This window comes from Veronia pacifica (assembly GCF_001707825.1).
In the GTDB taxonomy this organism is placed as follows: domain Bacteria; phylum Pseudomonadota; class Gammaproteobacteria; order Enterobacterales; family Vibrionaceae; genus Veronia; species Veronia pacifica.
In genome coordinates this window covers 94,257-111,189 of the sequence record NZ_LYBM01000006.1, presented here as the reverse complement: position 1 = coordinate 111,189, position 16,933 = coordinate 94,257, and the positions used below count along the sequence as shown (strand labels likewise).

Here is a 16,933-nt window from a genome sequence, read left to right as displayed (position 1 = left end):
AGAGGCAATATATTTGTCGCCCTACATGCATTCAGTTAAGGAACTCAGGTGACCAAAGGAATGAATAATAAAAGGCAGGCTCGTTGGATAACGGGGATGAAGCTTAAAACCAGAATGATTCTGCTACTGGGTATGATGTGCCTACTGCAAACATTAGGAATAGGTATTTTTACGCTTACCTATCTCAACCAATCATTGGATGAACAAATCGCTCAACGTGCTCTGCATGTTGCAAAGACTGTCGCTATAATCCCTACTGTGATCAGTGCTATTGAACGGAATGACAGCAATACGTTACAACCTCTTGCTTCACAACTGGCTAAAAAAAACGATGCACTTTTTGTTGTCATTGGAGATAGAGAGGGTATCAGACTCGCTCACCCTACCGCAGCAAAACTGGGAAAGCCAATGCATGATGACGAGGGAGATGAAAATGTATCGGCCTTGATTCACGGTAAACCTTACACACAAAAAGCGGTTGGTAGTCTTGGTCCCTCTGTTCGTGGCAAAGCGCCTGTTTTTGACCTGACAGATGAAAAAGTGATTGGCATCGTATCCGTTGGTTTTTCTCTTGCCGCCGTTGCGGACATTCTAAATCGCTACCAACTGACCTTAACTGTCGTCATTTTAGTCAGTTTTACCCTGAGCGTATTTTTCGCCATCGGTTTTGCCAGTCACTTTAAAAAAGCAATCTTTGGACTTGAGCCAGAACAAATCGCGCGATTATTTCAAGAAAGAAACGCCACGCTGGAATCTGTTCGCGAGGGGATTATCGCCATCAACAATGATGGTGTGATCACCACTTTTAATCAGGCAGCTATCAACACACTGGGTCTTGATAGCAGTGAACCTATAACAGGCAAGCATATTTATCACGTCCTCCCTGATAGTGAGCTAATGCTGATACTGGATACAGGCAAACCAGATTTCGATAAAGAAGTTTGGTTACAGGACAAAAAACTGATCGTGAATAGACTACCCGTGATCTCAGACGAAAAAATAGTGGGTGTTGTCTCCAGTTTCAGGAGGAAAGATGAGCTTGACGCAGTCACCAGTAAACTTGCAGAAGTGCAGGCCTACGCAGATTCACTTCGCAGTCAAGCCCATGAATATTCTAATAAACTTCATACTATTGCTGGTCTGATTCAGATCAGTGCATTCGAGGAGGCTTTATCCTATGCTGGTCAAGAATCTCGCAGTCATCAGGCATTAATTGATTTGTTAGTACAGGCGGTACCGGATCCTATTGTTTCAGGCTGTTTACTCGGTAAATTTAATCGTGCAAAAGAGATGGGTCTTGAGCTTTTCATCGACCCTGACAGTAGCATGCAGGCAATTCCTGACTCACTTTCACGGGAAAAACTGGTCAGTATTCTCGGAAATTTGATAGACAACGCTTTGGAAGCCACCTTAACTAACCATCGTAGGTTGGTATCACTATCAATGACAGATTTGGGTAACGACTTAATTTTTGAGATAGAGGATCAAGGTAGAGGGCTCACCGATATTGAACAAAGTAGTATGTTTGATAAAGGGGTGAGCAGTAAGGAGGAGGCAGGGCATGGCTTTGGCCTCCATCTTGTTAAACAACTGCTGAGCGATCTTGCGGGTGATATCAGTTTTGAGTCTGCACTGAAGGAAGGGACACGATGTGTCGTCACCATTCCCAAAGTACGTCCAGTTTGACAGAGTGCTGGGCCTTTATACTCGCACAGCGCAGAATCCCATTTTAATTAGAGACTCTTTTGCCATGGAAAGGAACGAGTAAATAATGAGCGACATATCGGAGATTAATAAAAAGATAAGCGTCGTTATTGCGGAGGATGATAAGCAAATTGCGGCGATCCAACAGCGTTTCATCGCAAGGATACCAGGATTCGACGTAGTGGGAGTCGCTTATAATCTGAAAGATGCTGGAGAGTTAGTTGATATTTTAAAGCCCGATTTACTCATGCTTGATGTCAGGTTTCCATCCAGTACAGGACTAGATTTACTTCGCCGAATTCGCGCAGAGAATGCAGCAACAGACGTTATTCTTGTCACTGCTGCAAAAGAGGTGGAAACATTGCAAGAAGCAATGCGCTGCGGCGTGTTCTATTACATCGTCAAGCCGCTAATCTTTGAGCATTTACAAGACGTGTTGGCTAACTTTATCCGGCATAGGGAAAAAATTAATAATGTCGCATCACTTCGTCAGGATGATATCGACAGCTTTTTACCTCACCGTAATAACCCTGCTGATGAAAATCTTACCCACCGTCTCCCAAAAGGCATCGATGCTATTACCTTAAAAAAAATCGAATCTGTATTCAGCGACAAAGCAAAGAGGTTGAGTGCTGAAGATGTTGGCCGCATTATTGGTGCGAGTCGAACAACTGCGCGTAGATACTTAGAATACATGATTGGAAATGGACACCTGGAGGCAGAAATAAGTTATGGCTCCGTTGGTCGACCGGAAAGACGGTATAAAAAGGCTCTCGTTTGAGGAGAGCTAATCAACCCCAGCGTAAATAACCCTCTCTAGTCATTTACGATAGTTATCTGATGAAGGGTAAACAGCTCGATACATGAAAATCTGAGAGTATTTTTTGTGGTTGGGCTATTTTTTACTTTGCCAAGGTTCGGTTTATTCTTTGTTTAGTTTTTTATCCTTTGTTGCTTATTATAAAATGGTTCAAAATATATAGTTATAGTGCGTTATGGTAATGTATATAGCTAAGTAAAAAGTTATATACCTCGTAAATCATATGTAGTTGCAAGTAATTGCCTTACACCAAATACCCACACTTATTTTTAAGTAGTTTAATATGAGGAATTATTTAAGCAATCACAATGAAAACTCATTTTTCTGAGTTTTATTATTAACAGATACTGGTGGGAAAGAGTGATGGCTGAGAGTCATTTCCAAATAGCGTTTCCAATCCCAGCGGGTTATCGCTGGCAGGATTTCCTCACTTTTTATCAGCGCGATAAACAGCAAATAGCAGAAAGGACTGACAACAACCTGATCGAGAAAGCAACACTCATCGAGGGCGTTCCGGTTAAGATTTCGATGCGCAGGACAGATACTGCACTCACCGTTGAATTCGAAGCAGATGGTAGCCTACCTGATAAACATACGTTAATGGATACTGCTGAGCGGTTACTGGCTCTAAAGCAGCCTGTAGTCATTTTCGAGACTCAGTATTGTGATCATCCTGAGATTGGAATCTTGATTGAGAAAAATGCAGGACTTCGAATACCCCAATCAATTTCACCTTGGGAGGCAATAACATGGGCTGTAATTGGACAACAAATCAGTGTAGAGGCAGCAGTATCTATCAGGCGACGATTAATCCTCGTAGCAGATAAAAGGCACAGTTCTGGTCTATGGTGCTATCCCGATCCAGAAACCGTTGCCGCAATGTCTGATCAACAATTGCGGCAGTCAGGTTTTTCGACCACCAAGGCATCAACAATTAAACGGCTGGCACGTTCTAATTTCTGTCACTTTCCCCACAGCACTGAAAGAGTGGATGTCGAAAACATAGAAAAGACATTGCTGGCTGTTAAAGGAATAGGCCCTTGGACGGTCAACTATACCTTGCTCAGAGGTTTTAGCGGGCTCGATGGTTCACTCGACGGTGATGTGGCAGTAAGAAGAAACTTACAAAAGCTCCTCGGATTAGAAAACAAACCGGATGCAAAATTCACTAAAGACTGGCTTAAACAGTTTACTCCATGGCGGGCATTGGTTGCAGCGCATCTTTGGGCAGTAGATAAAGACAAAAGCTTTTGATGATAAAGAACAAATACTCTTATTCAGTCGCCTAATCAGAAAAATCTGACTCACAATCAATATTTTTGTATCGATTTGAGGTAATGCTCTGTAATACATACAGAAACACATTTGCTACACCATAATTCTTACCATAACATTTAAAGCCTGGGTTATCTTTGCTTACGCTGATTAGCAACTATAGTTAGTGATATCAATTATCAACTGAACCGAAGGCGTTCTAAAACGACTAAAACAAAGCAAATAACGCCAACGGAAAAGAAAACTTCAAAATTATAGTAGGGACTCTTTTATGATTATAAGGATCACTGAAAAGCAAGATCTGGCAGTTCTGTACAGTATCTACACATCACCAACTGTGGTAGCAAGCAGCAAATATTTACCAACAGTGTCTTTTGAGATGTTTTACGGCACTATAGATCTCCACTCAGAATATCAGGTCCATCTTACTCACTGTGATGATAAGGACGTGCCTAATGGGCACCTTGGTATCTTTTTAAACTCAATGCCACGTACCAAGCACACTGCCACCTTCGTGATAGCAGTTGATGAGTCGGCTCGCAAACAGGGAATTGGTCACAGGCTGGTTCAGGTTCTCACCGACCAGAGTGATAACTGGTTGAACATTTTACGTCTCGAGGTGGATGTTCCTGCAGATGCCGAAGATATCGTCAAATTACTGGAAGACTCCGGTTTTGTCGTGGAAGGTCAAAAGCAGACAGCATTATTCCGTAACGGTGAGTATGTCGATATGTTAATGCTGGCTCGAGTGATAAACCGAGACTAAGAAAAGAAATGATAAAACCGAACGACTAAACCTCTTACTACATACATTGCCGGGGCTGAGTTCCGGCATTATTTTTGTCACTTTAAAGCAATCTAAAAGTACTCATCCAACTCACATGTTGGAAACTGATACTGTTCCTACCGTGAAAAATAAAGTGCATTTGCATAGCATAGTCAATCATTCTCTTTATCTAACCCCCATTTTTATTCTAAAAAACGATACAGTAATAATTAAAAATTAACATATTTGTGATGCCAAAATATTTCCAACATCCGAAAAATTAGTTAATTAAATTCATTATTACTACATTTAATATGGCATATTCTTAATGTGTGGTGATAAAGTAGTGTTCCAATCGCACTAGTTAATAATGCACAGTATAACCTTTCAATTTTTAAGCTTATCTAAATAACCGAAGAACTCTAAAATATTCAATAACATATTTTAATCAAAGTTAATTCTTATAGAACTTATTTTTCATAAACGAATTATGATATGTGTTATAAATAAAAAAACCCAATATTCCAAGCGAAAAGGAATATTGGGTTTGAAGCGTAGGTGTGAGGTGTGGTTGAGTAAACCTCGCTGATAACCATATCTATTTATGCATATTAATAATACTATGAAAATTAGAAATGCGACCCTGTTATAAATAACAATGGCATATATCAATATTTATGCCGCCTATCTCTAAAGATTGTCACAATGCAAAGCCTATCTATATTTAAGTTTGTGACATCTCACTCTCTTTGACTCAACCTGCATACGCTATAAGTGGATGTCTACCGGGGTGACCTTACAGAGACACTTTTTACACCATTCAAGAGCTTTAAGTTACTGAGACCCCGCAAACAACTTGAAATTATCAAGTTCAATCATGCAAAATGTACGAGTACTGAACTTTAAGCATGACAAAAAATATGATAGTTATTTCTAGAAATGTCACCATTCCAGAGGACGAATTGCATTTTTCTGCCATTAGAGCTCAAGGCTCAGGTGGACAAAATGTCAACAAGGTCTCATCGGCCATTCACCTGAGGTTTGATGTCAAAAACTCTTCACTACCAGAATTTTACAAAACGCGTCTGTTAGCGTTGAAAGATAGCCGAATAAACAAAGATGGGATCATTGTTATCAAAGCCCAACAATATCGAACTCAGGAAAAAAATAGACTGGATGCTTGCCAGCGTTTGTACGATTTGATCACAAATGCAACCCGAGTTCAGAAAGCACGTCATGCAACCAAACCTACTAGGTCGTCACAAAAACGCAGGGTAGACTCGAAGACACAACGTGGTAAAACAAAGTCACTACGAGGAAAGGTCAAGGGGTTTTAGAAATTAATGATTCCATACCACTACATCAATCAATGAGGCATTCTGACCTCAGCAGGGTCAATTTCAGGCTGTAAATACTCATTTCATCTCGAATGTTTCAGCTGACTACGCAAAATGTTCAAACATATATATGTCCGAGGAGTGGACATTTTTATATGCAATAATCAAAAGATAATAACAACACACTAAAATAAATATAGATTTTTATTTAATTCATGATTATTTAAAAAGCACATTAATAATAATACCTTTAATTAATATTTATCTTTGGTTACTGATTAAAAAACATTTAGAGTTCTTATCATAAATGAAATACTCAATGCATATTTGAGATGAAAACCTTCAGATAACATGTCGCACTTTTTTTATTGAATGATTATCATATTTGAAATTTAAATAAGCAGATAATATTCGTCATTATTCTTCACTATACTTAGTGTAATAAATGCTTTTTACTCTACCGTTTGATATATTTAATTTGTCAAGAAATAGGGGCAAAAGGAATATGTTTTCTGTACAAAGGAATAATAAATGCAAAAAGACCGAATATCAGAACTTCTTTCACCTATCTCAGATGAAGAATGGCCAGCAGAAATAGAGTCGCTCTTACCGTGCTTCGCTGGAAAGCTCAATGTTTATCGAACAATGGCGCATCACCCCAATCTTCTGACAGCTTGGTCTAATCTCAGAGAGCATATTGTAGTTAAAAACGCTCTAGGAACTCAAAGGAGTGAAGTCGTAATACTGAGAGCGGGCGTTAACTTACTGTCTGAATACGAATGGAGTCATCATGTTTCCAGGGCAAGAATTTGCGGTATGAGTGACAGCCGAATTGCATCGCTCAAAGAGGATCCCAGTAGAATGCTTGAAGAAGACCGGATTCTTGCGACAGCTGTTGACGAGCTATTTTCTGACAAAAAGCTGTCTGAAAATACGGCAAGTCAGCTTTTTGAACTTGTTGGCAAAGAAGGCATATTGGACGTTATCGCAACAGTGGGTTTTTATTCGTCACTTGGCTACATACTCAACACATTCGATGTACCTATTGATGAATATATTGCCAAAGAAATGGAAAAAAAACCGCTTCTTAATATGTAATGACACTGTAGACAAATGGCCCCGTTTTACAGGGCCATTCCGATACAATAAGGCGTTACAGAGCCTTACCATATTGAGCCCTAACTGGCTCCTCTCTCATTCCCCACCCAAGAACCAGAAAGAAAACAAATACTGGTACCCAAGGGGAAGGAAATACATGGGTAAATACGCTGAGCAGAATGCCGGCTACACCGGCCACGACTAACCCTCTGCAAACGATCTCCATTATCAATACCTCCTTCGTGGTCTGACATCTTCTATTTATCAATAAATCCACCTGTACACAAAACAAGCAGGACTGAGATTGAATTAAGGTCGCAGTTCACGTTTCACGAACTGATAATGTTTGTTATAAACGCGGTGCAAGCACGCATATTATGATGATGAAACTGACATGAGAACTTGTAAGGATCGTAACTGGTAGCTAAAAATACATGCTTCTTGCTTAAGCAAAGACAAAGGAGGAGATGATGAAACGCAGGATATTTCTGGGCGCGCTAGGGGTAATGTCTCTGCCCGTTATATGGGCCAGCACGCGAAAGTCATTGACGCCACAACAAGCTGAAGGCCCCTTTTACCCCTCGGGTAATATTCCGGAAAACAGTAACTTGATTTTAAATAATGAGAATATTATGGGCGAAGAGATGCAACTGACTGGGGCTGTGTCAGACACCTTTGGAAGACCGCTCTCAAATGCACGAGTTGAGATCTGGCAGTGCGATGCTCAAGGCATTTATAACCACCAGCGACAACCTGGAAATGAGCAATTTGATCCCTCTTTCTCTGGTGCCGGTTCTTGCCTGACAGATGATTCTGGAAAGTTTCGTTTTGACACTATTTATCCATATCCTTATCCCGGAAGACCTCCACATATACATGTCAAAATTTGGTCTCAAGGCAAGGAGCGCCTGACAACCCAACTCTATTTGCCCGTAAAATCTGTGGAGCATTTTGACACAAAACCCCGACTTCGACTCTCTGTTGAAAAAATAGATGAGAAACGTTGGACTTCTCGATTCGATTTTGTCGTTTGATTTCTAGATGACACTCATCTGCACCTGCTGAATCTATATCTATATCTAAAGTTAACACGTTCACTTCATCCTTAAGCAAATTCAAGGCTCAGGTTTCAGTTAAGTAGTCACCATCAGGTAGCTTCAGAAACACTGCTGGTAAGAGCATTTATCTGCTCATCATGAAGAGGTTTATCGATACCTTCAATGCCCGAATACGATGTCATTGCTCTGACATGTTTTGCCAGTACAAATTCCTCACCCATATACCGTAGCAACGGAAAAGGATAAGTCATGCATCCTTCAGCCTGACAGTGGCTACACCTGTGAGGCCATTGCTTTATCCCTCCTGAATGAATGATGGGCTTATCCGAAATGACTCGGAGCACTCCTTTTTTACATTCATCACAACGAAACTCGACCAGCTCACAGGTTATTGGCTTTCTGTATTGCACGGTGACCTCCCAGTCTGAATAACACTTATATACTGTTATTATATACAGTATATAGACTGAGTTAATTTTGCAATTGCTTGCGTAGAATTTTAAAGATGAGGATGACCTGAGTAAGAAATCGTGAATGACGCTGTTGAAGAAGTGATAACTTTTCGATGATTAAATAATCGATAAACTGAGTTAATATAATGAGTTAAAGAATAGCAAATGGTATCCGGCAAGATACCTTTACCTGTTAGAGGAGAATTTCATTTTTACCCATACCTAGACGAGACAGTGTTCTGAGGGTGATAAATAGTTATTTTGTATCTTTGTAGAGCAAGTCAGTGCTCAGTCGATTGAAGTTCATAGTCAGTAATTCCTTAGCAAACGCTCACGAACCTCAAGTTTGTTGATTCGAGCAATGATAAGACTCACTGCTTTGTCACGTTTGCTGCTATCAAGCTCCTCTTCATGATCCAGTATTTCAATAGCTTGCTTAAGAACATCGATATCTGCTTGTAGTTCACAACAAAAGTAATCAAGTGAAATCGTCATATTGCATCCTTGTGAGCGTAGAAAAAAGAAATTCGATGATGAACCAACAGAACTTGCTGACTAATCAGATTATGGGGCAACGACTGCACCCTCTACCTGTCCCTATCGATTTCTTATGTAACTGCTTGGTGATGTATCGACACTTTTAACTGGCGCGTGATTGGATACTAGCAATACTCGCCAAGCCAGTAAGCATGTCACTTCGTTACGGGAGGGTAAAAGTGGTTCCTAACAGCTTAGCGTTTTGGAGTGATTACTCGATCTTCACTGAAAAGGGTTGGAAATAGAATCATAAATAAGACGCTAGCAAAATAGGTTAGAAACACTATGAGATGCTAAAAACGTGTAGGCTCAAGGTTCTTTTATTTAAGTAAGCACAAGTCAGTGCTTTATCAGTTACGGGGCTGATGAAAGGTATGTCTGCAGTGACACTTCGCATTTTCATCAGACCCGTTAGCACAGGGGCTAAACAGCAATATCGTCGTAAAGCACAATGTCAGTTAATGCTGCAACCTCGTCAAGATACTGCCTGACACGAGCGGGAAAGACGACACCCTTAATCACTGTGAAGTTGCGAAGAACTGGGAAAAATGTAATGTCGTCATAACTCAATTGGTTACTTCGTTCTGAAGGTGGCCTTATCCACTCCAAATCCATCAGCAACTCGTTAAGCTCAGATAAGTAGTTCTCTGTCATCACAAATGCTTGATCAAAACTCATATCGATAGCAGCAGATTTATTTTTTATAAACCATTCTTTTGCTTCCCAACTGCCAAATTCTGGCAAATCGACTTTCATCCAACGTGGATAAACCAATCGCTGACTGACGCCATATACACGTTTGTACCAGTCAGCTATCAATTCTGACTGATCACCCTGACCAAGCACCGGGTTTCCGTCCAGACCGTCTAGATAAGCGACAATATCCAGACTTTCTGCCATGTAACTACCATCCTCTTTCTCAAGAATGGGCACCATATTCGCGCCGACTTTATCTGTTCTGGCCTGAACATCATGATTCTGTAAATATTCCAGCTTGATATCCATATCCTTCAGACCATTCATCATCATTGCTCTTATGCAATATGGGCAATGGTCAAAAACGAACATTTTCATGTATGTATCCTTTTGGTCTTAAAGGCATAGCCTCAATGACTGCATCAACTGCAGCGAGAATCGCAAGCTCTTACACTCCAAAAGCTTGAACGTGCAGATTGCGCCACTATGATAATGAAAAAGAAAAGTATCTCACCAGTGCTGGTGCAACATTTCTTTATAATTGTTGAGCTGAGTACGGAATACTTGTGAAACTATAAAGCTTCGACGCTTCCTCAATGCATATAAAATAAAAAAAGCCCTGAAGAGGGCCTTTCATTTGCATAAACACTTGGTCGGTGGAGAATTAATTTCACTCAGGCTCAGTAGGCACCCAGCAATTTTGTGACTCGTCTTCAGCGTCCGACAGCACCACCAATAACCCCATGTCTACCATCTCTTTTAGGGTCAAATCGTCAGCGAGGTGCATAACTTCACCATTTTCATTTTCAAGCTCCATAACCTGTCCTCCAGAAAGCTTGTTTTAAGCATGGTCAATTTAATTCATTTTTATCGCTATTCGATCCAAGTAACAGTAAGCAGAGGAATTCAAAACAAATCAGTTTATATAACCTCATACCCCCTAAATACTGTTCCAGAGAAAGCCCTCTCAACGCACATTTGTCCACGTAGCACCAAGAGGGCAAAGTCCATTCCGGCTAATCCTTGTCCGCTTGTTCCCTTTCCGATGCCTCTTTACTTTTTACATTTTGATCCTGAGCATCAGACACCATGACTAACATTCCAATGTCCAGCATTTCTTTCAGAGTGAGATACCCATCGAGGTATGCCAAATCCCCTTCTTTATCTGTAAGTTCCATATAGAAACCTCCAAGAAGCAAGGCGGATATTGATGTGTAGCCATTTAAACGTAGCAGTTGACTGGGTATTTTCGTCCCAAAAACTCGAGAAAACATGTATTTCACATCATTTACCCACCAGTGCGATCAATGACTCATTTAGTAGACATTTTAATCTTATTGTTGATGGTGTTTGTTAGATTGCTTACAAGTAGTGAGCACACAAAAGGTAATGTTTATGTACAGAGCGAGCTGTTATTGTGGTGAAGTGACACTGAAAATCACTGGAGAGATTTCAAATATCATCCACTGTCACTGTTCGAAATGTCGAAAGTCGTCTGGTACAGCCTATGCGACTAATGGTTTTGTTAACACTAATGAGCTGACGGTGACATCAGGCAGTGACAACATACGTTTTTTTGAAAAAACACCTGGTAAAAAACGTCATTTCTGTAATAACTGTGGTTCACCTATTTTTAGCTCAAATGATAGTGACAAAAACCGTGTCAGAATCAGACTGGGATTACTGGATACCGACATTACAGAACGTCCTGAATCGCATAACTTTATCACCTCAAGAGCCAACTGGGACGATTTAGATTCCCCTCTCCCTCGTTACAAAGGCTTCGAGCCCAGCCGAAATAAGTAAAGTTTAATCTAAAAATATAAGGACAAAAAAAGAGGCGCAATATGCGCCTCTTTCTTGTTATTCACGAAAGGATTATCCAACATCTCTCGCTCGATAAGCCATTTTGTAAAGCACAGGTACAACAATCAGTGTCAGGATGGTCGCAAAGCCCAGCCCGAACATAATAGTCACCGCCATTGGCCTGAAAAACACATCAGAGAACAATGGCACCATTCCCAGTATGGTAGTAATTGCCGCCATGCAAACGGGTCTCACACGACTCACAGAAGCATCGATGATTGCCTGATACCTTTCTTTCCCGGCTTCCAGCTCAATATTGATCTGTTCAATCAATACGATGCCGTTTTTAACTAACATACCTGAGAGACTCAGAAAGCCCAGCAAAGCCATAAAACCAAATGGTGTACTAAGGCCCAACAATCCCGTCGTTACACCGATGATTGCCAGAGGCACGGTAGCCCAGACCACAAATGCGTCCCGCACCGAGTTGAACAGCAATACCGTCACCAAAAACATAAACAGGTAGCCCATAGGCATTGAACTAAACAATGATGCTTGAGCATCACGGGATGATTCATACTCCCCACCCCACTCAATGCTATACCCCTCAGGAAGGTCAATGGCCTCCACTTTTGGTTGAATCCGGGCCTGTAACGAAGCTGCTGTTGAGCTACCAAAAGGATCTGGGTCGGTAAAGACAGTCAATACCCGCTTTCTGTCTCGACGGACAATAATAGGATCCTGCCACGTCGATTCGTAACCCAAGATAATTTGGCGTAATGGGATGTATTGCTGAAGCGCCGGACTCCAGATCTTCATCTCGCCGATCGTCAAATCGTCCTGCTTTTCCTCTTCCGGTACACGGGCAATAATCGGCATTTGCGTGGTACCGTCACGATAAAGCCCAACACGGGTACCAGACAGCCACATTTGCAGTGTGTCATCGAGATCTTGTTTGCTTATGCCGTAACGTCTGGCCTGGCTCTCGTTAAACTGAGGACGAATGACTTTTGTTCTTTCACGCCAGTCGTGTCTCAGATTGACTGTGTCCGGCTCAGCCGCCATTATCTTCTCGACTTCAGAGGCAATACGACGAAGCACTGTGGGGTCTGAACCAACAATTCTCGCTTCAACTTTCGAGCCTGAAGATGGTCCCAGTTCAATCCGCTTCAGCTTGAATTGGACGTTTGGATAATTGGTCTCTAATTCTTTCCTGACGTTCTTAAGTGTCGGCACCACATCCTCATACGACTTGGTGCGCACAATCAATTCGCCATAAGAGGAGCTGGCTCTCTCTGGCGCGTAAGTCAGAATGAAACGTTGATTACCGCCTCCAACACTCGTGGTGACAAATTCAATGTTTGGTTGGCCCATCATCCATTTTTCAAGCTCAGACACCCTCTCAGCAGTAGCACGGATATCCGTCCCTTCCGGCATCATGATATCCACCAAAAACATAGGTGTGGTGGAGGATGGGAAAAACGCCTGCTTAACCTTACCAAAACCAACAACTGCGCCACCCAGCGCCACAACCAATATCAGGCAGGTCACCAGTGAACGCTGCATGCAGAGCTGAAGAAACTTGCGGTATAAAACGAATAACATACCCTTGTATGGATCTTCATTCTCACCATCTTTCTCGCTAACTTCTTCTTTGAAAAACAAATGAGCAAAGAAAGGTGTCAGGGTGATCGCAGTAACCCAGCTTAGGATCAGTGAAATAAGCAAAACACTGAATAAGGTCCCGCAGTACTCCCCTGTCGCATCCGCAGACAAACCTATCGGTGCAAAGGCAGAAATTGCAATCACTGTCGCGCCTAGCAATGGCCACTTGGTCTGAGTGACAATTTCCGCCGCCGCCTGCATCCGGGTCAACCCCTTCTTCATACCGATTAATATGCCTTCAACAACCACAATTGCATTGTCTACCAGCATTCCCAAGGCAATGACCAAAGCCCCGAGTGATATGCGTTGCAGTTCAATATCTAAATACTTCATGAAGATAAACGTACCCAACACAGTCAGTAACAATATCAGACCAATCAGGACGCCAGAGCGAATACCCATGAATATCAGCAGTACAACAATAACAATCACAATCGCTTCGACAAGACTCTGCACAAAGCCCTTCACCGAACCGTCTACTTCAGAAGACTGGTTGTAAATCATTCCGGTATGAATGCCAATTGGCTTGAGAGGTTCTAGTTCTGCCAGACGCTGATCAATGCGTTTGCCCACTTCAACCACATTAACCCCGCCGGAGAAAGAGATACCGAGAGTCAATGCGGTTTCACTGTCATAGGTCAATATGCTGGAAGGAATTTCTTTATAGCCACGATGAATCTCTGCCACATCACGAAGGAAAATCGCACCATCCTTACCAGTACTGATAATCAAGTCACCCAGAGCCTGAACAGACTGAAAATCACCTGTTGGGCGCAAGCGAATGTACTCGTCACCAATCTTTACAGCACCAGAACTGATGACTTCATTCTGTGTTTTCAACAGTTGGAATACTGCCTGCGGTGCAATCCCCAAATTACTCAGATTCTTCATCGATAAGTCGATGAACACCTGCTCCTGCTGATTGCCTGACACATTGACCTTGGCAACACCCTTGACCAACTCAAGCTCACGTCTGAGATAGTCAACGTAGGTCACTAAATCTGCATAACTGTAGCCAGGGCCAGATATCGACATCAAAATGCCAAAAACATCACCGTAGTCGTCAACTACTTTAGGTTTAGCGACACCGGGAGGAAGCGAACCCTGAATATCGTTAACCTTTCTTCTCAGCTCATCCCAGATCTGAGGTAACTCATTTGGCCCATAGATCTCTCTCATCGAAACACTGATGACAGAGACATCATCTGTTGACGTTGACTTCACCCGCTTGACATAAGGTAACTGTTTAATCGCTTTTTCAAGTGGATATGTCACCTCTTCTTCAACTTCCTGCGGTGTGGCACCCGGATAACTTGTTATCACCTGTGCATCTTTCACCGTGAACGCTGGGTCTTCCAACCTCCCTAGTTCTAGGAATGAGAGGGTACCACCAACAAGAAACAATAGAGCGAGCATCCATGAGATGATTTTGTTGTTTATAAAATACGTGGCGATATTGTTATTCATGACTCGTTGCCCTCAGCCAGTCTGACCTGTTGCCCGTTCATCACCTTATTTACTCCTTTTACAACCACACGTTCACCGGGTTTAAGTCCACCAATGACACGGATATTTTTAAAGGACTGAGTACTGATTTCGACTTGTCTTTTACTGACACGCAAATCATTGCCAACAACCCAAACATAGTTCTGATCAGGTGAAAGGCTGTCGCCATCTCCGTTGAAAATGGCTTCAATGGGGACGTTATCACTGATTGGGCTGGCAAAAACGGCCTCAGAGTTTGTTTTAACTTTCACACTCATCCCGTCCAACACCAAGGTGTCTTTCGGCATTGGCATAGTGAGGGTCACCATAAAAGCACCCGTGGAGGGATCAGGCTCCCCTGTATTGGCTTTCAGTGTAAGTGGATACTCCTCACCATTTTCCAATACCACTCTTGGGTTGATAGTTTTCATCACAGCTTCAGTGGGGCGACCGTCTTGGAGAATATAAATCTGATCTGCGACTTTCAGCTTGAAATCAATATGACGGACATCGTGCATAGTGAGAATAGGCGCACCGCCACCGATGGTCTCGAAAGGCTCGACAGATATCTTAGAAACGATGCCATCAAAAGGCGCAGTAAGAGAGGTGAAGCTCAACCTCAGTAGGGCGAGATCATAATCTGCTCTGGCAACATCACGATTGGCCTTTATTTCATCAACCTGTGATTTTGGTAACGCTCCCGTTCCCCGGAGCTTTCGGGCCCGATCGTATTGGCGTTTAGCCAAATCATAGCGCGACTTAGCGTCGTTCACTTTTAGCTTCAAGTCTCTTGGATCCAGCGTGGCCAGCAAAGTACCTTTTTTTACAAACTCACCAGATTTGACATTGATTTTGTCAATTTTTCCGTTGACCTGAAAAGATAAACGCGTGAGGTCGGAGGCAGCAGCAACGGCGGTAAACTCGGCATTGCCAGTCTGGTTGTTACTGCCCACCGTGACCACATCAACTAACGGCGGTAATTTGGCTGTCTGTTGCTGGACTTCATCACAACCCGTTACAAGCAGTAATGAAAGAGCAATCAGTGAAATAGACGTTAAAGATTTCATATACCGCGCTCCTTAATCCAAGGGATCACCTTGTCTCCTTCATTCAGCACAGCAATGCCATTAGTTACTACTTGGTCACCGTCTTTGAGACCTGACATAATGCGGCCTTCTGGTGTCAATTCAATCTCAGTTTGGCTGACAACGCCCCCCTTACCAACACGCCAGACGTAGGTCTTTCCGTCCTGAGTCAATAAGGCACTATTCGGTAACATTGAACTCTCACTTACGCCGACCTCAATTGATACTTGAGCAGCCATGCCCGGTAAAACATTAATGTTTTCGGGCCTGTCCAGAGTAAGCGTAACGTTGTAGCTGCCTGTCTTCGCATCTGCAGAAGTATCCACTTCCTTCAGCGTGGCGAGAAAAAACTGATCAGGATAAGTATCAAAACTCACCTCAACAGGTCTAGGTTCCCGGTTTGCCAAGCGACTACCCAATCGCTCCGGCACCTGAAAGGTGACGTTTACTACGTCGTAGGTCTGGATGTTCATGATAGGTTCGTTAGCTCCGACAAATTCAAAATTGGATTTGTAACGAAGTGATATGAGACCAGAGTAAGGGGCCTTCAAAGAAGTATATCCGAGATTTGTTTTTGCCTGTTCTCGTTGAACACTGGCAGCCTCAAGATTTGACTTGGCCTCATCATACTTACTCTCAGACACAACACGGCTTTTTCGCAAACGTGCTAATCGCTCGTACTGCACCTTTGACAATGCGTATGACGCGTTTGCTTTCGCGAGTTGTAACGAGATTTCACGCTTATCTATCTTTGCCAGCGTCTGGCCTGCCTGAACTGTCATACCAGCTTCAACTGACATATCAACCAACTGACCGGGGAGACGAAACGCAAGCGTGGCGCTGTCATCTGCCGTCACCAATGCAGGTAATACCCGGTTTTCCGCTTCTCCACTTACTGATACCGTCATGATTTTTGCAAGCCTTGCAGGTTGAGAGTCCGATGTCTCGGCATGGCTTAACATGGGGATAAATAACGGGACAGCAAGCGAGATCACTAAAAGCGGTGAACGTTCCATTGTGATCACTCCAATATTTATTGTTATGCGTTTGCCATATCAATCTTACTTCGCAGCTTTATGGCAACATTAATGTTTAAAACACAGCAAATAATACTGTATTTAATCTTCATTTGAGCTCTGTAAACTTTTT

17 protein-coding genes are annotated in these 16,933 nt (G+C 42.4%); 8 read left to right on the top strand and 9 right to left on the bottom strand.

All coding sequences use genetic code 11. From position 1 onward, the window contains the following. Positions 1-60: 60 nt before the first annotated feature. From A8L45_RS05475 to A8L45_RS05450, 6 genes are all read left to right on the top strand, one after another. A complete protein-coding gene (locus A8L45_RS05475; protein WP_083228219.1) occupies positions 61-1,686 on the top strand; it encodes an ATP-binding protein in 1,626 nt (541 codons plus the stop codon). Positions 1,687-1,771: 85 nt separating this feature from the next. Then, positions 1,772-2,485: a response regulator gene (locus A8L45_RS05470; protein WP_175401919.1), complete on the top strand. Its 714-nt coding sequence runs from the start codon at positions 1,772-1,774 to the stop codon at positions 2,483-2,485. Positions 2,486-2,887: 402 nt separating this feature from the next. Beyond that, a complete protein-coding gene (locus A8L45_RS05465) occupies positions 2,888-3,778 on the top strand; it encodes a DNA-3-methyladenine glycosylase family protein (RefSeq protein ID WP_068900037.1) in 891 nt (296 codons plus the stop codon). Between the two features lie 292 nt (positions 3,779-4,070). Then, positions 4,071-4,565, top strand: coding sequence for a GNAT family N-acetyltransferase (locus tag A8L45_RS05460; RefSeq protein WP_068900036.1), 495 nt, complete (start codon positions 4,071-4,073; stop codon positions 4,563-4,565). 920 nt (positions 4,566-5,485) lie between these two features. Next, on the top strand, positions 5,486-5,902 hold the full coding sequence (gene arfB / locus A8L45_RS05455; RefSeq protein ID WP_068900101.1) for an alternative ribosome rescue aminoacyl-tRNA hydrolase ArfB: 417 nt from the start codon (positions 5,486-5,488) through the stop codon (positions 5,900-5,902). Between the two features lie 531 nt (positions 5,903-6,433). Continuing rightward, positions 6,434-7,000 carry a carboxymuconolactone decarboxylase family protein gene (locus A8L45_RS05450; RefSeq protein WP_068900034.1) on the top strand — a complete coding sequence of 189 codons (567 nt, stop codon included), beginning with the start codon at positions 6,434-6,436 and terminating at the stop codon, positions 6,998-7,000. A gap of 55 nt (positions 7,001-7,055) precedes the next feature. Here the strand turns inward: A8L45_RS05450 and A8L45_RS24450 are convergent, their stop codons facing one another. Then, the gene (locus tag A8L45_RS24450; RefSeq protein ID WP_175401918.1) at positions 7,056-7,226 is read right to left on the bottom strand and encodes a hypothetical protein; all 171 of its coding nucleotides are present in this window, start codon (positions 7,224-7,226) and stop codon (positions 7,056-7,058) included. Between the two features lie 244 nt (positions 7,227-7,470). On the opposite strand from A8L45_RS24450, the gene A8L45_RS05445 reads away from it, so the two are divergent. Then, on the top strand, positions 7,471-8,034 hold the full coding sequence (locus A8L45_RS05445) for a dioxygenase family protein (RefSeq protein ID WP_068900033.1): 564 nt from the start codon (positions 7,471-7,473) through the stop codon (positions 8,032-8,034). 113 nt (positions 8,035-8,147) lie between these two features. Here A8L45_RS05445 and A8L45_RS24130 read toward each other — a convergent pair whose 3' ends face one another. The 5 genes from A8L45_RS24130 to A8L45_RS24440 form a co-directional block, all read right to left on the bottom strand. Then, positions 8,148-8,468: a hypothetical protein gene (locus tag A8L45_RS24130; protein WP_139122308.1), complete on the bottom strand. Its 321-nt coding sequence runs from the start codon at positions 8,466-8,468 to the stop codon at positions 8,148-8,150. Positions 8,469-8,819: 351 nt separating this feature from the next. Then, entirely contained in the window at positions 8,820-9,005 is a 186-nt protein-coding gene (locus A8L45_RS05440) for a hypothetical protein (RefSeq protein ID WP_068900032.1), read from the bottom strand. A 465-nt stretch (positions 9,006-9,470) separates the two neighbouring features. Continuing rightward, positions 9,471-10,121, bottom strand: coding sequence for a glutaredoxin 2 (gene grxB, locus A8L45_RS05435; protein WP_068900031.1), 651 nt, complete (start codon positions 10,119-10,121; stop codon positions 9,471-9,473). Between the two features lie 292 nt (positions 10,122-10,413). Next, positions 10,414-10,560, bottom strand: a complete 147-nt coding sequence (locus A8L45_RS24445; RefSeq protein ID WP_175401917.1) for a hypothetical protein — start codon at positions 10,558-10,560, stop codon at positions 10,414-10,416. Between the two features lie 199 nt (positions 10,561-10,759). Then, positions 10,760-10,921 carry a hypothetical protein gene (locus A8L45_RS24440; protein WP_175401916.1) on the bottom strand — a complete coding sequence of 54 codons (162 nt, stop codon included), beginning with the start codon at positions 10,919-10,921 and terminating at the stop codon, positions 10,760-10,762. Between the two features lie 217 nt (positions 10,922-11,138). Between A8L45_RS24440 and A8L45_RS05430 the strand changes: the two genes are divergently transcribed. After that, complete coding sequence (locus A8L45_RS05430; RefSeq protein WP_068900029.1) at positions 11,139-11,549, top strand: GFA family protein; 411 nt, start codon at positions 11,139-11,141, stop codon at positions 11,547-11,549. Positions 11,550-11,621: 72 nt separating this feature from the next. Here A8L45_RS05430 and A8L45_RS05425 read toward each other — a convergent pair whose 3' ends face one another. From A8L45_RS05425 to A8L45_RS05415, 3 genes are read right to left on the bottom strand one after another with little or no spacing between them, the layout of a single operon-like run. Then, a complete protein-coding gene (locus tag A8L45_RS05425) occupies positions 11,622-14,681 on the bottom strand; it encodes an efflux RND transporter permease subunit (RefSeq protein ID WP_068900027.1) in 3,060 nt (1,019 codons plus the stop codon). Next, on the bottom strand, positions 14,678-15,766 hold the full coding sequence (locus tag A8L45_RS05420) for an efflux RND transporter periplasmic adaptor subunit (RefSeq protein WP_068900025.1): 1,089 nt from the start codon (positions 15,764-15,766) through the stop codon (positions 14,678-14,680). Before A8L45_RS05420 ends, A8L45_RS05425 begins: the two co-directional genes overlap by 4 nt. Then, complete coding sequence (locus A8L45_RS05415) at positions 15,763-16,800, bottom strand: efflux RND transporter periplasmic adaptor subunit (protein WP_068900023.1); 1,038 nt, start codon at positions 16,798-16,800, stop codon at positions 15,763-15,765. Before A8L45_RS05415 ends, A8L45_RS05420 begins: the two co-directional genes overlap by 4 nt. Positions 16,801-16,933: the final 133 nt, after the last annotated feature.

Excerpts from the sequence above, each read along its gene's own strand:
- A8L45_RS05460 (WP_068900036.1), top strand. The coding sequence starts at position 4,071 with ATGATTATAAGGATCACTGAAAAGCAAGATCTGGCAGTTCTGTACAGT.
- A8L45_RS05445 (WP_068900033.1), top strand. The coding sequence starts at position 7,471 with ATGAAACGCAGGATATTTCTGGGCGCGCTAGGGGTAATGTCTCTGCCC.
- A8L45_RS05450 (WP_068900034.1), top strand. The coding sequence starts at position 6,434 with ATGCAAAAAGACCGAATATCAGAACTTCTTTCACCTATCTCAGATGAA.
- A8L45_RS24450 (WP_175401918.1), bottom strand. The coding sequence starts at position 7,226 with ATGGAGATCGTTTGCAGAGGGTTAGTCGTGGCCGGTGTAGCCGGCATT.
- grxB (WP_068900031.1), bottom strand. The coding sequence starts at position 10,121 with ATGAAAATGTTCGTTTTTGACCATTGCCCATATTGCATAAGAGCAATG.
- A8L45_RS05430 (WP_068900029.1), top strand. The coding sequence starts at position 11,139 with ATGTACAGAGCGAGCTGTTATTGTGGTGAAGTGACACTGAAAATCACT.
- A8L45_RS24440 (WP_175401916.1), bottom strand. The coding sequence starts at position 10,921 with ATGGAACTTACAGATAAAGAAGGGGATTTGGCATACCTCGATGGGTAT.
- A8L45_RS05440 (WP_068900032.1), bottom strand. The coding sequence starts at position 9,005 with ATGACGATTTCACTTGATTACTTTTGTTGTGAACTACAAGCAGATATC.
- A8L45_RS05475 (WP_083228219.1), top strand. The coding sequence starts at position 61 with ATGAATAATAAAAGGCAGGCTCGTTGGATAACGGGGATGAAGCTTAAA.
- A8L45_RS05415 (WP_068900023.1), bottom strand. The coding sequence starts at position 16,800 with ATGGAACGTTCACCGCTTTTAGTGATCTCGCTTGCTGTCCCGTTATTT.
- arfB (WP_068900101.1), top strand. The coding sequence starts at position 5,486 with ATGATAGTTATTTCTAGAAATGTCACCATTCCAGAGGACGAATTGCAT.
- A8L45_RS05465 (WP_068900037.1), top strand. The coding sequence starts at position 2,888 with ATGGCTGAGAGTCATTTCCAAATAGCGTTTCCAATCCCAGCGGGTTAT.
- A8L45_RS05420 (WP_068900025.1), bottom strand. The coding sequence starts at position 15,766 with ATGAAATCTTTAACGTCTATTTCACTGATTGCTCTTTCATTACTGCTT.
- A8L45_RS05425 (WP_068900027.1), bottom strand. The coding sequence starts at position 14,681 with ATGAATAACAATATCGCCACGTATTTTATAAACAACAAAATCATCTCA.
- A8L45_RS24445 (WP_175401917.1), bottom strand. The coding sequence starts at position 10,560 with ATGGAGCTTGAAAATGAAAATGGTGAAGTTATGCACCTCGCTGACGAT.
- A8L45_RS05470 (WP_175401919.1), top strand. The coding sequence starts at position 1,772 with ATGAGCGACATATCGGAGATTAATAAAAAGATAAGCGTCGTTATTGCG.